This is a genomic window from Vibrio sp. 704 (assembly GCF_033339295.1).
The window spans coordinates 39,697-53,408 of the sequence record NZ_JAWOUH010000006.1; the positions used below are offsets into that span (position 1 = coordinate 39,697).

The 13,712-nt window shown below is 45.3% G+C and carries 15 protein-coding genes; 7 read left to right on the forward strand and 8 right to left on the reverse strand.

The features are described from left to right. Nucleotides 1–63 precede the first annotated feature (63 nt). The gene (djlA, locus tag R7R24_RS10805) at nt 64–918 is read right to left on the reverse strand and encodes a co-chaperone DjlA (RefSeq protein ID WP_005383076.1); all 855 of its coding nucleotides are present in this window, start codon (nt 916–918) and stop codon (nt 64–66) included. A 266-nt stretch (nt 919–1,184) separates the two neighbouring features. On the opposite strand from djlA, the gene lptD reads away from it, so the two are divergent. From lptD to apaH, 6 genes are all read left to right on the forward strand, one after another. Next, complete coding sequence (lptD, locus tag R7R24_RS10810; protein WP_054579263.1) at nt 1,185–3,530, forward strand: LPS assembly protein LptD; 2,346 nt, start codon at nt 1,185–1,187, stop codon at nt 3,528–3,530. Nucleotides 3,531–3,589: 59 nt separating this feature from the next. Further along, nucleotides 3,590–4,873, forward strand: a complete 1,284-nt coding sequence (gene surA, locus R7R24_RS10815; RefSeq protein ID WP_054579264.1) for a peptidylprolyl isomerase SurA — start codon at nt 3,590–3,592, stop codon at nt 4,871–4,873. Next, complete coding sequence (pdxA, locus tag R7R24_RS10820; RefSeq protein WP_005379670.1) at nt 4,863–5,861, forward strand: 4-hydroxythreonine-4-phosphate dehydrogenase PdxA; 999 nt, start codon at nt 4,863–4,865, stop codon at nt 5,859–5,861. The genes surA and pdxA overlap by 11 nt, the downstream gene beginning before the upstream one ends. After that, a complete protein-coding gene (gene rsmA, locus R7R24_RS10825) occupies nt 5,858–6,667 on the forward strand; it encodes a 16S rRNA (adenine(1518)-N(6)/adenine(1519)-N(6))-dimethyltransferase RsmA (RefSeq protein ID WP_005379669.1) in 810 nt (269 codons plus the stop codon). Before pdxA ends, rsmA begins: the two co-directional genes overlap by 4 nt. Nucleotides 6,668–6,742: 75 nt before the next feature. Continuing rightward, on the forward strand, nt 6,743–7,123 hold the full coding sequence (gene apaG / locus R7R24_RS10830; RefSeq protein WP_005379668.1) for a Co2+/Mg2+ efflux protein ApaG: 381 nt from the start codon (nt 6,743–6,745) through the stop codon (nt 7,121–7,123). 15 nt (nt 7,124–7,138) lie between these two features. After that, nucleotides 7,139–7,945 (forward strand): bis(5'-nucleosyl)-tetraphosphatase (symmetrical) ApaH, encoded by an 807-nt coding sequence (gene apaH / locus R7R24_RS10835; protein ID WP_258472261.1) that lies wholly within the window; start codon nt 7,139–7,141, stop codon nt 7,943–7,945. 257 nt (nt 7,946–8,202) lie between these two features. Here the strand turns inward: apaH and folA are convergent, their stop codons facing one another. The 6 genes from folA to rplU all read right to left on the reverse strand — a co-directional run bounded on the left by folA (nt 8,203) and on the right by rplU (nt 12,138). Further along, on the reverse strand, nt 8,203–8,682 hold the full coding sequence (gene folA / locus R7R24_RS10840; RefSeq protein WP_017820272.1) for a type 3 dihydrofolate reductase: 480 nt from the start codon (nt 8,680–8,682) through the stop codon (nt 8,203–8,205). A 9-nt stretch (nt 8,683–8,691) separates the two neighbouring features. Beyond that, nucleotides 8,692–9,165 (reverse strand): threonine/serine exporter family protein, encoded by a 474-nt coding sequence (locus tag R7R24_RS10845; protein ID WP_005379665.1) that lies wholly within the window; start codon nt 9,163–9,165, stop codon nt 8,692–8,694. Then, nucleotides 9,165–9,965: a threonine/serine exporter family protein gene (locus R7R24_RS10850; RefSeq protein ID WP_005379664.1), complete on the reverse strand. Its 801-nt coding sequence runs from the start codon at nt 9,963–9,965 to the stop codon at nt 9,165–9,167. The genes R7R24_RS10845 and R7R24_RS10850 overlap by 1 nt, the downstream gene beginning before the upstream one ends. A 195-nt stretch (nt 9,966–10,160) precedes the next feature. Next, nucleotides 10,161–11,336, reverse strand: coding sequence for an Obg family GTPase CgtA (gene cgtA / locus R7R24_RS10855; RefSeq protein WP_005383091.1), 1,176 nt, complete (start codon nt 11,334–11,336; stop codon nt 10,161–10,163). A gap of 212 nt (nt 11,337–11,548) precedes the next feature. Next, a complete protein-coding gene (rpmA, locus tag R7R24_RS10860; protein ID WP_005383095.1) occupies nt 11,549–11,806 on the reverse strand; it encodes a 50S ribosomal protein L27 in 258 nt (85 codons plus the stop codon). Nucleotides 11,807–11,826: 20 nt separating this feature from the next. Next, a complete protein-coding gene (gene rplU / locus R7R24_RS10865; RefSeq protein ID WP_005383096.1) occupies nt 11,827–12,138 on the reverse strand; it encodes a 50S ribosomal protein L21 in 312 nt (103 codons plus the stop codon). Between the two features lie 256 nt (nt 12,139–12,394). On the opposite strand from rplU, the gene ispB reads away from it, so the two are divergent. Continuing rightward, nucleotides 12,395–13,366, forward strand: coding sequence for an octaprenyl diphosphate synthase (gene ispB, locus R7R24_RS10870; RefSeq protein ID WP_025768368.1), 972 nt, complete (start codon nt 12,395–12,397; stop codon nt 13,364–13,366). 93 nt (nt 13,367–13,459) lie between these two features. Here ispB and R7R24_RS10875 read toward each other — a convergent pair whose 3' ends face one another. Next, complete coding sequence (locus R7R24_RS10875) at nt 13,460–13,651, reverse strand: hypothetical protein (protein ID WP_005379661.1); 192 nt, start codon at nt 13,649–13,651, stop codon at nt 13,460–13,462. Between the last annotated feature and the right edge of the window lie 61 nt (nt 13,652–13,712).

Here is a 13,712-nt window from a genome sequence, read left to right on the forward strand (position 1 = left end):
AGACATGAAAAAAGGGCACTGAGTGCCCTTTTTAAATCCAAATGTTTGATAGAAAACGTCCGGCTACTTAAAGCCTTTAACCTTCTTAATAAGATCGTAAGCGTTTTGAATCTCTTGAGATTTCTCTTTCGCGACGTTCATCATCTCTGGTGGTAAACCTTTAGCCATCAATTTGTCCGGGTGATGCTCGTTCATCAGTTTACGATAAGCACGCTTAACGGTTTTACTGTCTGCATCTGAAGACACATCCAGAATTTTGTACGCGTCGGCCAACTGATCCGCTTGTGAAGCTTGTTGCCAGCTACCACCTGAAGATTGGCCTTGATGCTGACCATGAAAACCGCCCTGGCTTTGGAAACGAAATGCGGCTTCTTGCATTTGCAAACGACGCTCTAATTGCTCAGAAGAGAAACCCAAACCACGTGCAATTTTGTGTAGTACATTTCGTTCACTCGGGTGGATTGAGCCATCTGCAAAGGCCGCCGAGATTTGCAGCTCTAAGAAAAATTGCAACAAGTCAAAGCGACCAGCTGTCGAAATTTTCACACGAACAAGAACATCTTCTAACGGAAAGTCGCTGTCTTTACCTTCACGAAACGCGTCTTGCGCTGCGCGACGCTGTTCGCCATGCAAATTCATGCGGTCCATCATGGCTGAAGCCAGTTGGATTTCCTCTTTGGTGACTTGGCCTTTCGCTTTTGCCACATGTCCCATTACCGCAAACGCCGCTTTAAAAAACTCTTCTTGGCGTTGAGCTTGACTTGGCCCTTTTCCAAAGCCGCCAGTAGAGAACCCGGCTTGACTCAAGCGACGTGCTTTATCGAATTGATGGCCAATAAATAAGCCAAAGAGTAAACCTAGCGGCCCGCCAAGTAACAAGCCAAAAAAGGCACCCAGAATTTTGCCAAAAATATGCATTATGTGTTCTCTATCAATGAATTTTTATCGACGACGGCGGTCTTATAGTGCCGGATGCAACGATTTCCTTTATGATAATGGAATTAGTTTTATTTCGGCTAGGCCATTTCGCCTGCTTATCTTTGCAGCTATTTTGTCGTCATTATGCCACAGTGAATCAATACGCTGGGATAAATGCGACTATAGTTGATTCATTTGGCTATTACGCTAGGGTACAACAAGCCCTATAGCCATCGAGTAGTAGTGACACAGGAAAGTTCAATTCAATGCAACATTTCTCCCGCACATTTTTAGCGGCCTCTATCAGCACCGCCTTGTTTGTACCCACCACTCAAGCTGAAGCGAATATCCATGATAGTGTGCAGGAAATGCCCGCCACAGATCAATGTTTGGTCGATACAAGTGGCGAGGAGGACGCTCTTAATACCCCAGTAGTGGTAGAAGCTGACACCCTGCAAGCCATCAATGGTGACAAAGCTCAGTACTCAGGTAATGTACAAGTCACCCAAGGCCAGAAGAAAATTACCGCAGATAGCGTAACGCTGCACCAACAAGACAACGTCGTGGTTGCCGAAGGCAACGTGACTTTCAATGACGGCCAAGTCAAAGCTCGATCTGATCGTGTTACTAACGACATTAATCAAGATACGTTTTCACTTGAGAACACCGATTATCAGTTCCTTTGCCAACAAGGCCGAGGCACTGCAGCCTATATCGCCCGCACAGGTCAGTCGGTTTATGAACTCGAAGACGGCTCTATCACATCGTGCCCTCAAGGCGATAATTCATGGCGATTGGTTGCGTCAGGCATCGATGTTGACCAAGATGAAGAGACAGCGACGCTGCACCACCCTCGATTTGAAGTGTTAGATGTGCCTGTTTTCTATGTGCCGTATCTAACCATGCCAATTGGAGATACGCGTAAAACGGGTTTCCTCTTCCCTTCTTTATCGTACGGTTCTAGTGATGGTATGGAAGTCGAGGTGCCATTCTATTGGAACATCGCGCCTCAATATGACATGACACTCACCACGCTCTATATGCAGCAACGTGGTACAAAACTCGATACTGATTTCCGCTACCTAACAGATGGTTGGGGAAATGGGGAAATCAAAGGCGAATACCTCAATAGTGATCGCAAATATCAGGACGAGTCTCGTTGGGGCTACCAAGTTAAACACGACGGTATCATCAATAAACAGTGGATAGTCAAAGTTGATTACTCAAAAGTGAGTGATATTGATTACTTCCTCGATCTCGACTCCGATATTGGTAACCGTGAAGATGGTCAACTGGTTCAAGAAGGACAAGTACAATATCGTTCTGACTTCTGGGATGCCTCGTTAACCGTTCGTGACTTCCAAATCTTATTGAAAGAAGAGAACCGCCCTTATCGCCTGCTTCCTCAGTTAGACTTGAACTACTACACGCCGTTGTGGGGAGACTACCTTAACTTTGACGTGAAGAGCCAAGTCAGCCGCTTCGATACCAGCGATGCTGCGCGACCAAATGCGACCCGTGTTCACATTGAACCAGGGCTTACATTACCACTCTCAAACTCATGGGCAACGTGGACAACAGAAGCGCGTGTGCTCTCTACGTATTACTCTCAAGACTTAACGGGTTTGACAGATGTAAACTTGCAAAACCAGTTGGATGATGAAGTTTCTCGTGTTATTCCTGAGTTCCGTACGCATGCGCAACTTTACTTAGAGCGAAATACAAGCTGGATCAAGGGCTACACCCAAACACTGGAGCCTCAGCTGCAGTACTTGTACGTACCTGAAGAAGATCAAACCAACATCTACAACTACGATACCACCTTGCTACAAACCGACTACTACGGGCTATTCCGCAGTCGTAAGTACAGTGGCATTGATAAAATCGCCTCGGCGAACCAGTTAAGCTACGGTGCGAGTACTCGCTTCTTTGATGATGACTATAAAGAGCGTCTTAACGTTTCATTTGGTCAGATTTACTACTTCGATAAAAAGACCAAACTGAGCAACAGCCCAAATCTTCCGGATGAGACAACCAATTACTCATCATGGGCAATTGAAGCTGATTTCAACTACAACGATTACTTGTTCTATCACGGTGGAATTCAATACGATATTGATTTGAGCTCCATGCAGTTGGCAAACAGTACCTTGGAATACCAATTCAACGGCGGCTTTATTCAGGGTAACTATCGCTACGTTACGCGTGAATACATCGAAGATACGATCATTCTCGAAAACCTAGACACAATTACTCGTAAAGGTATTTCTCAAGCAGGTATTGTAGCGGCCTACGAGTTCAACCCGAACTGGTCTGCGAGTGGTCAATACTACTACGACCTCAATGAAAATGCGGACCTAGAATGGTTAGCGAGCCTACGTTACCAATCTGACTGTTGGTACATTGGCGTCACTTACTCAAACCAATTGCTTGGTTGGGAAGACCAAGCTATCGGCAGCACCGGGGCATCACCTGAATACGAAAATAACTTCAGCGTTAACTTCGGTATTCAAGGCTTTGCGACCAACCAGCGTGAAGACACTGCTGTCAAAGAACTGGATGGTTCTGACAACGCGATTAAGTACGGCCGCCCATTCTATCTGAACAATTAATCAAAATAGGCGTCTTAAATGAATAAGACGCCTATTCAAAAATACTGACGGAATTTTAAATGAAAATTTGGAAATCAATCTTATTCACGACCCTACTCTCTTGCGGAGCGGTTGCAGCACCAGTAGAGATCGATAAGGTTGCGGTCATCGTGAACGACGGTGTAGTTCTACAAAGCGACATCGAAACAGCGATGAAAACGCTGCAAGCCAACGCACGTCAAAGTAGAAAGAGCTTACCTTCTACCAGCGTATTAAAAGAACAAGTTGTTGAAAAACTTATTATTGACACGTTGCAAGGCCAAGAAGCAGACCGTATTGGTGTGCGTATTGACGACAACCGTTTAAACCAAGCGATTGCAGAGATCGCACGTAATAATGAGCAAACAGTAGAACAACTCGCCGCTTCTGTAGAAAGTGAAGGTTTAAGTTACCCAGAATTCCGCGAACAAATTCGTAAGGAAATCGCCGCATCAGAAGCCCGCAATGCACTGGTTCGTCGCCGTATTAATATCCTTCCAGCAGAGGTCGATAGCCTTGCTGAGCAACTATCACAAGAAACCAATGCGACTGTTCAATACAAAATTGGACACATTCAACTGCGCTTCTCTGACGATAAAGAAAAATCTGCTGTAGAAGCAGAAGCTAAAGCGCTCGCGAAAAAGCTAAACGAAGGTGCAGATTTTACGGAGATGGCCTACACCTACTCTAAAGGTCCTAAAGCTTTACAAGGTGGTGACTGGGGCTGGATGCGTAAAGAAGAGATGCCGACCATCTTTGCTGATCAGATCAAGATGCAAAACAAAGGCAGCATTATTGGTCCTTTCCGTAGTGGCGTTGGTTTCCACATCCTAAAAATAGAGGATGTAAAAGGCCTAGAAACGGTTGCGGTAACGGAAGTAAATGCGCGTCATATTTTGATTAAACCAACCGTGATTCTGAGCGACGAAGGGGCGAAGAAGCAACTGAATGAATTTGTACGCCGCATCAAAGCCGGTGAAGCAACGTTCGCTCAATTGGCAACACAATACAGTCAAGATCCTGGCTCGGCAGCACAAGACGGTGAACTAGGTTATCAAACGCCAGATCTTTACGTGCCAGAATTCAAGCACCAAGTAGAAACTCTGCCAGTTGGCTCAATCAGCGAACCGTTCAAAACCGTTCACGGCTGGCATATCGTTGAAGTGTTGGATCGTCGCCAAGTTGACCGTACTGACTCAGCGATGAAGAACAAAGCTTACCGTATTCTATTTAACCGTAAATTTAATGAAGAAGCGGGCGCATGGATGCAAGAGCTACGCGCAAGTGCGTTTGTTGAAATCGTGGATGACAACAATGACAACTAATACAATTCGTAGAATTGTCGTAACCGCAGGGGAACCTGCGGGTATCGGCCCAGACTTAGTGCTTGCCCTATCGAAAGAAGATTGGGCGCACCAAATTGTCGTCTGTGCCGATAAGAATATGCTGATGGAGCGAGCCAAGCAGCTTGGCATCGAAGTCCAACTGTCTGATTACAATCCAGAAGAAGCACCTAAAGCACAAAAAGCGGGCACGCTTATCGTTGACCATATCCAAATATCGGAACCTGCGGTCGCAGGCGAGCTCAATGAAGCGAATGGTCACTATGTACTAAAAACGCTAGAAAGAGCGGCTTTAGGCTGTATGAATGATGAATTTGATGCTATTGTCACCGGCCCTGTTCATAAGGGGGTGATTAATCGCGCAGGTGTTGCATTCAGTGGTCATACTGAATTTTTCGCCGAGAAGTCACAAACGCCGCTAGTCGTAATGATGCTAGCAACGGAAGGACTACGCGTGGCGCTGGTTACAACACATATTCCTTTAGCTTATGTGTCCAAAGCTGTCACCGAAGAGCGATTAGAAAAAATCATCGATATTCTTCATAAAGACCTTGTAGAAAAGTTTGCTATCGCACAACCAAACATCTACGTTTGTGGGCTTAACCCTCATGCTGGCGAAGATGGCTGCTTAGGTCGTGAAGAGATCGAAACCATCACTCCGACACTGGAAAAAATTCGACAAGAAAAAGGTATCAACCTGATCGGCCCTCTGCCGGCTGATACCATTTTCAATGAAAAATATTTAAATGATGCTGATGCTGTTTTAGGCATGTACCATGATCAAGTGTTGCCAGTATTAAAATACAAAGGCTTTGGTCGTTCAGTAAACATTACTCTTGGCCTACCTTTTATTAGAACATCGGTGGACCACGGTACTGCATTAGATCTGGCAGGGACAGGTCAAGCGGATACAGGGAGTTTCCGAACAGCGCTCACGCATGCGATAGATTTGGTAGAGAAGAAACAATGAGAAATGATGTCCATTTAGGACACAAAGCGCGTAAACGTTTTGGTCAAAACTTCCTGAACGATCCATACATTATTGATGGAATCGTATCAGCGATTAACCCAAAACCAGGTCAAAACCTGGTTGAAATCGGTCCTGGTCTTGGTGCAATCACTGAGCCAGTAGGTCGTGAAGTGGATAAGTTCACAGTTATCGAATTAGACCGCGATCTGGCGGAACGCCTACGTACTCACCCTGAACTGGCAGATAAGTTGACCATCCATGAGGGTGACGCTATGCGTTTTGACTTCACTCAACTAGTGAAGCCAAACAACAAGCTGCGCATTTTTGGTAACTTGCCATACAACATCTCTACACCATTGATGTTCCACCTTTTTGAGTTCCATAAAGACATTCAAGACATGCACTTTATGCTGCAAAAAGAAGTGGTAAACCGCTTAGCCGCCGGCCCTGGCAGCAAAGCTTACGGCCGTTTAACGGTAATGGCTCAGTACTACTGTAAAGTGGTACCAGTACTGGAAGTACCGCCAACGGCATTCGTTCCACCACCGAAAGTGGATTCTGCCGTTGTTCGTTTAGTGCCTTACGAAGAGCTGCCATGCCCGGCGAAAGATCTGCGTTTGCTCGATCGCGTTTGTCGTGAAGGCTTTAACCAACGTCGTAAAACAGTTCGTAACTGCTACAAATCGTTGTTAAGCACAGAAGTACTAGAAGAGCTAGGTGTTAATCCAAGCATGCGTCCAGAGAACCTGACGCTAGAACAATTCGTCGCAATGGCGAACTGGCTTGCGGATAACCCGCAGCACTAAGAACTCAAACAATGAGCCAAACCCTTGTAGGTTTGGCTTATTATTATTGGGATATTACGTTTCTGAGGAGTGCACATGGACGTCATTCAACCTTGCATCAAAATTCAAGTTCACACCAAATACATCGAAGAACAGTCCAACCCAGAGCTACAACGCTACGTTTTCGCTTATATCATCACCATCAAAAACCTTAGCCAACAAACCGTACAGTTAGTGAGCCGCCGCTGGCTAATCACAGACTCGAATGGCAAGCAAATGACGGTTGAAGGTGACGGAGTGGTAGGCCAGCAGCCCTTTATTCCAAGCAATGATGAATACACGTACAGTAGCGGAACAGCGTTAGAAACCCCTGTCGGCGTTATGCAAGGACACTACAAAATGCTGGATGAAAAAGGGCAAGAGTTCATCACCGAAATTGAACCATTTCGCTTGGCTGTTCCAAATGTTTTAAATTAGTAAATTGGAGATTCAGTGGCTACCTATATTGTTGGTGACATCCAAGGCTGTTTTGATGAATTGCAGCGACTACTAGAAAAAGTATCTTTCTCTGCGAAAAAAGACCAACTTTGGCTTGCTGGTGATTTGGTCGCCAGAGGGCCTAAATCACTAGAAACGTTACGCTTTGTGAAGTCACTTGGCGCAAACGCAATCGTGGTGCTTGGTAATCACGACCTTCACCTTCTCGCAGTGGCTCACGGGATAAAAAAGGTCAAAGACAAAGATAAAACCGCACCTATTTTCACGGCCCCTGACAAAGAGGAACTACTGACATGGCTAGCTCAGCAACCTCTATTGACCGAGCATGACGAGTTCGTGATGTGTCACGCTGGCATATCACCGCAATGGAATCTAAAAACAGCGAGAAAGTGTGCCCGTGAAGTTGAGCGCATCATCCAAAGTGAAGAGCTGCCTTGGCTATTAAAAAACATGTACAGCAATCAACCTGATTCCTGGGATGACTCTCTACAGGGTTTGGACCGATACCGTTATATTATCAATGCTTTTACGCGGATGCGCTTTTGTTTCCCTGATGGTCGTTTGGATATGGATTGTAAATTGCCACCGCAACAAGTTTCCGGTAACGAACTTATTCCATGGTTTGATGTGCCTAAACGTATCCACTTAAACAAAGCGGTGCTCTTTGGGCACTGGGCTGCACTACAAGGCTATATGAGCAACGAAGTCATCGGGCTAGATACTGGCTGCGTTTGGGGAGGAAGCCTGACCATGATCCGTTGGGAAGATAAGAAAATTTTTACTCAGGATGCGTTAAGTTAAACACTGAATAACAGTCGATAATCCATAGTAGGAAGAATACCTGTCACTTAACACCTCCTGTAGGGTCATTCCAACGAGCCTTAACGAGACTAGGAATCTAATATCCTCGCGCTGCGAATAGATAGAAATACCTTTGACAACAAAGTACTCGTATAGAGGCTCCTGAATCTCGCTCTTTCGTCGCTTTTCAGGATGACGGTAGGTTGGGATGGCCGCTCGCTGCTATACGAACGGCATTACCCCGTTTTAATCTCGAATTACTTCTCTAACACCGTAAAACGCATGTTGTAGGCGTTCTTCTCATCGGCTTGATACATTTCTGAGTAAGTTTCCTTAAATTGATCTCCCCAGTCTGGGAACTGAGTATCACCATCAATCGCGGCTTCAATGTGTGTTACATACAGTTTATTGGCCATCGGCAGACAAGATGCGTAAATCGCACCACCACCAATGATCATCACTTCTTCCACGTCACCAGCCACGTCCAAAGCTTGCTCAATCGATGTTACGGTAGTGACGCCTTCGATCTTTAGTGTCTCATCACGGCTGATAACAATATTCAAGCGACCAGGTAAAGGGCGACCAATAGACTCATAGGTTTTGCGTCCCATCAAAACCGGTTTTCCCATGGTACAACGCTTAAACCAAGCGAAATCGGCGGGAAGATGCCAAGGCATTTGATTGTCTTTGCCAATGATGCGATTGTCGGCCATCGCGGCAATCATACTAATGATCATGTTAGGTCCTTATACAATTGGTCTGCGGCGATAGAATAACAGCCCTGGAACCGCAAGACCAACAGCTAAACCTGCAATAATAAACATGGCCTTAAGAAAGTTTTCCATACAGGTTGCGACAAGCTCGGGTGAGTAGCCAACATGATTGATCTCTACCATAGCGATCATTGCTTTGTACGCAAACACACCCGGCACCATCGGGATCAAAGCAGCCACAGTAAACACTTTTGGATGCGCGAGAAAACGGTGAGACCAGTACACACCAATCATCCCAACTAACGTCGCGGCAAAAAAGGTTGCCCACTCAATAGGAATGCCAAACTGCATCATCAAGTAGCGGCTACCATGACCAATCGCACCACCAACAGCGCAATACACTAAAGCTCTTTGTGGCACGTTAAAAACCAATGCAAATCCTACGGCGGGAATCGCCGCAAAAAACATGTCATTCAACAGGCCAAACATCAAATCAAATAAACTCATTAGATAGCCCACCCCCAAATTCCAGTTACACTCATCGCAGCAACGATCCCCAAACATGTCGCCAACGTTAGTAAACTAGCCATCACAAATCGAGCAATGCCCATATTAATGTGGCCTTTCAACATATCTGCGACAGAGTTAATGAGTGGGAAACCAGGTACAAGCATTAATACCGACGATGCCATTGCTACGGTAGGTAGATTACCGATTTGGTAAATTTCCGCCTGTGCTGAAATTAAGGTAGTCACAAAAGCGGTCGCAGCAAAGTTCAATAGAGGGTTGAAATGACGATGACCAATTTCTTGGCGAACGATCATGCCACCAGCTGAAGCTAAAAAGGTCATAATGAATACTCCCCAGTCACCACCAGCTAGATGACTGAATGCCGCACAAGACAAGCCAATCATAAACACCACCAACCAGCGGTTATAACGCTCTGGACTGATAGCGTTCAGCTTTTTCTGCGCCATGGTTGAATCGAGCAAACCACGTTCCATCATGATACAGATTCGTTGAATTTGCGTAATAACGCGCATATTGATGCCACGATCAGCGCAGCTTCGGGTGGTGGTGATGCAGTGTCCATCCATTACCGTCGTCACAACCAATGCATTAGCTGATAGTGCTACCGCAACTTCATTCACCCCACAAGCAAGGCCAATACGACGCATAATATCGCTCACAAGAGTACTTTCAGCACCATGAGCAAGTAGCATTTGTCCGGCTTGGGCGACAAGACGAGAAATCGATCGTTGAGTAGATACCGCCAACTCTCTAGGCGGTATGGTTTCTAGAGTCATAAATAAGTCTAATTCCTTTTAGGGTGTTACTCATTCATACGCGCGAGGGCCAAACTAACCCTCAAAAAACACGACGTATCGGTTATTGTGCCGTAAATCACATCACCTAAATATGATTTAGATACAAAAAAAGCCGCAATAAATAATTGCGGCTTAATGAATTATAGGCAAACAGGCATTGTTTGACCGTTCTGATTAGTCACGAACGTAGACAACGTGACCGTCATCTTCTTCATCGTCCCAGTCATCCCAATCGTCGTCGTCATCTTCAGTGATAACGTCTTTACCCGCCATCGCATCTTTATGGTAATCATCCCACATGAAGTTAACTTTATCTTCTTCAGCCACTTCTTCCTCTTCGCGAGGTAGGTTATCCATAAAGTCAGCCAGTTTGTAACAAAGCTCTTTAGTACCGTTACGATTGATCGCCGAGATCTTAAAGTACTCGTCTTCCCAACCTAGTGCGTCTAAGATTTCTTGGATCTTCTCATTCGCTTCTTCTTCAGGCATTAGATCAACTTTGTTGAACACTAACCAGCGCGGCTTACTTGCCAGTTTCTCGCTGTATTGTTCTAGTTCATCAATGATCGTCAATGCATTTTGCACCGGATCGGACTGATCAATTGGCATAATATCGATCATGTGCAGCAACACTCGACAACGCTCTAAGTGCTTCAAGAATCGAATACCAAGGCCAGCGCCATCTGCTGCACCCTCGATCAAACCAGGGATGTCTGCAACAACAAAACTTTTCTCTGGTACGACACTTACGACACCCAAGCTTGGGATCAAAGTCGTGAATGGGTAATCAGCGACTTTCGGTTTTGCTGCTGATACTGCGCGGATAAAGGTTGATTTACCGGCATTAGGTAGACCAAGCATACCCACATCAGCAAGAAGCAATAGCTCAAGGCGAATTTCGCGTACTTCACCTTTTGTACCCAATGTTCTCTGACGAGGCGCGCGGTTTACTGAAGATTTGAAACGCGTGTTACCTAGACCGTGCCAACCACCTTTTGCGATCATCACTTTCTTACCGTGTTCAGCAACTTCCGCCACGATTTCATTTGTGTGGATATCCACAGCGCGCGTACCCACAGGTACACGAAGAACGATGTCTTTACCACGCTTACCTGTACAGTTACCACCGCGACCGTTTTCACCACGCTCAGCTTCGTAGAAGCGCTGGAAACGGTAATCAATCAGGGTATTTAGGTTTTCATCAGCTTGGATATAAACATCACCACCGTCACCGCCATCACCGCCATCAGGGCCACCTTTAGTGATGAATTTTTCACGCCAGAAACTGACAACGCCACTACCGCCATCACCAGCCTGAACTTTTACTACCGCTTCATCTACGAACTTCATCTTTTACTCCGACTACTTCGTGCGTGGATTAAATCTTACTATGTCATCCGACAATTTTAGCAGATGACAGATCTAAGCTCCCAGATTCAAATCGCTTAGGATCTTAGCGAGAAACTTCGATATGTCGACTGCCACAAATAAAAAACCCCGCCGATTCGGCAGGGCTTTTGAATTCAGCTTAAAGCTATTAAGTAATTTGGTTAAAAACCTAATTACTCAGCTTCGATGCTTACAAACTTACGGTTCTTAGGACCTTTCACTTCGAACTTCACTTTACCTTCAGTAAGAGCGAATAGAGTGTGGTCTTTACCGATACCTACGTTGTTACCAGCGTGGAACTTAGTACCACGTTGACGAACGATGATGTTACCTGCAAGTACAGATTCACCACCGAAACGCTTAACACCTAGACGTTTGCTTTCTGAATCGCGGCCGTTACGAGTAGAACCACCAGCTTTTTTGTGTGCCATTGTTAAACTCTCCTAATAGATTAAGCGTTGATACCAGTGATCTTCACTTCAGTGAACCACTGACGGTGACCCTGTTGCTTACGAGAGTGCTTACGACGACGGAACTTAACGATTTTAACTTTATCGCCACGACCGTGTTGTACAACTTCAGCAACAATTTTGCCGCCCTCTACAAGAGGAGCACCAACTTTGATGTCTTCGCCGTTAGCAACAAGAAGAACTTTATCAAATTCTACAGTTGCACCAGTTTCAACGTCTAATTTCTCTAAACGAAGAGTTTGACCTTCGCTTACACGGTGTTGTTTACCACCAGATTGGAAAACAGCGTACATATTTTACTCCGCTTTTTCCGCACAGCCTTTCTTGAGGGTGTGCGCTAAACTAATCATCAATAGGGCGCAGATTCTACAGAATAGATGCTCCTATGACAAGCCATATTTTGAAAAAATTGGCGAAAAGCTAATCGCCAAAGAAAAGTGCGGCAATCATGCCCTTTAGTAATGTATTAATCAACGTTTTTTAGTGTATTATTCGACAATTATATAAATCGAATAAGCCTTGCAGGGTCTAACTTCAGCCGGATATACGATGGATTTTAAAACTATCCAAGCGCTTACTGCCGATGACATGGCAAAAGTGAATGAAACAATTCAAGCCCAACTTAATTCTGATGTCTCTTTAATCAACCAGCTCGGTTTTTATATCGTGAGTGGTGGAGGCAAACGTCTAAGACCGCTTTTAGCGATACTGTCAGCCCGTGCACTTGGTTACCAAGGCAATGGTCATACAATGGCAGCTGCGTTTATTGAGTTCATCCATACAGCGACTTTGCTGCATGATGACGTGGTAGATGAATCAGACATGCGCCGTGGTAAAGCCACTGCGAATGCAGCATTTGGCAATGCGGCTAGCGTATTAGTTGGGGACTTTATCTATACACGCTCATTTCAGATGATGACAGAACTAGGATCCATGAAGATCCTTAAACTAATGAGCAATGCCGTAAACGTGATCGCCGAAGGTGAAGTACAGCAGTTGATGAACTGTAACGACCCTGACACGACAGAAGAAAGCTACATGCAAGTCATCTACTCTAAGACTGCGCGCTTATTTGAATCCGCAACTCAAATCGGTGCAATCTTAAATGATGCTCCTGAGCATGTTGAAATCGCAATGCAAAATTACGGTAAGTATCTAGGCACTGCGTTTCAGCTCATTGATGACGTCATGGATTACACTTCTGATGGCGAAGACATGGGTAAAAATGTGGGTGATGACTTGGCCGAAGGCAAGCCAACTTTACCTCTACTCCATGCTATGCGTAATACCACACCAGAAAACTCAATCATGATTCGTGAAGCGATTGAGAAAGCGAATGGCATGGATCGCTTAGAAGAAATTCTTGCGGTCATGAAAGAAGCAGGCTCTCTGGAATACACAACGCAAAAAGCTCTAGAAGAAGCAGACAAAGCAATCGCAGAACTATCAGTGTTGCCAGAGTCTGAATACAAACAAGCGCTTGTTACTCTGGCTCATGTCGCAGTACAACGCACGAAGTAATCAATAGCTACCCATAACGCAAGACTTATAGCAAAAAGGAAGAGCATGCTCTTCCTTTTTTACGTTTGATACCTAATGACGACGCCGGAGGCGCTAGTAATATCTGTCACTACCGCCATGCAGTTGTGGATCATCTTCTATTTCATCAAAGCTAACGGCGAGCTGCTGTTCAGTCCCTTGTTTGGACAACAATACCGTCTCTGCTTCATGGTCGACCACTAATATCGTACCGACGCCTTGTTGGCACTCAACAACCATGCCTTTACGGATTCGACTCGCTTCCATCATCTTCTCCTTCACTACGTGGTTTTATTCGACCATTTTTACGAAGTTGAGAAATCAAGGA

What these genes read in the sequence shown, in the direction of transcription:
- rplU (WP_005383096.1), bottom strand. Translation starts at nt 12,138, where the DNA reads ATGTACGCTGTTTTCCAATCTGGTGGTAAACAACACCGTGTAAGCGAA.
- rsmA (WP_005379669.1), top strand. Translation starts at nt 5,858, where the DNA reads ATGAGAAATGATGTCCATTTAGGACACAAAGCGCGTAAACGTTTTGGT.
- R7R24_RS10875 (WP_005379661.1), bottom strand. Translation starts at nt 13,651, where the DNA reads ATGGAAGCGAGTCGAATCCGTAAAGGCATGGTTGTTGAGTGCCAACAA.
- apaG (WP_005379668.1), top strand. Translation starts at nt 6,743, where the DNA reads ATGGACGTCATTCAACCTTGCATCAAAATTCAAGTTCACACCAAATAC.
- R7R24_RS10850 (WP_005379664.1), bottom strand. Translation starts at nt 9,965, where the DNA reads ATGACTCTAGAAACCATACCGCCTAGAGAGTTGGCGGTATCTACTCAA.
- R7R24_RS10845 (WP_005379665.1), bottom strand. Translation starts at nt 9,165, where the DNA reads ATGAGTTTATTTGATTTGATGTTTGGCCTGTTGAATGACATGTTTTTT.
- folA (WP_017820272.1), bottom strand. Translation starts at nt 8,682, where the DNA reads ATGATCATTAGTATGATTGCCGCGATGGCCGACAATCGCATCATTGGC.
- cgtA (WP_005383091.1), bottom strand. Translation starts at nt 11,336, where the DNA reads ATGAAGTTCGTAGATGAAGCGGTAGTAAAAGTTCAGGCTGGTGATGGC.
- djlA (WP_005383076.1), bottom strand. Translation starts at nt 918, where the DNA reads ATGCATATTTTTGGCAAAATTCTGGGTGCCTTTTTTGGCTTGTTACTT.
- pdxA (WP_005379670.1), top strand. Translation starts at nt 4,863, where the DNA reads ATGACAACTAATACAATTCGTAGAATTGTCGTAACCGCAGGGGAACCT.
- surA (WP_054579264.1), top strand. Translation starts at nt 3,590, where the DNA reads ATGAAAATTTGGAAATCAATCTTATTCACGACCCTACTCTCTTGCGGA.
- ispB (WP_025768368.1), top strand. Translation starts at nt 12,395, where the DNA reads ATGGATTTTAAAACTATCCAAGCGCTTACTGCCGATGACATGGCAAAA.
- lptD (WP_054579263.1), top strand. Translation starts at nt 1,185, where the DNA reads ATGCAACATTTCTCCCGCACATTTTTAGCGGCCTCTATCAGCACCGCC.
- rpmA (WP_005383095.1), bottom strand. Translation starts at nt 11,806, where the DNA reads ATGGCACACAAAAAAGCTGGTGGTTCTACTCGTAACGGCCGCGATTCA.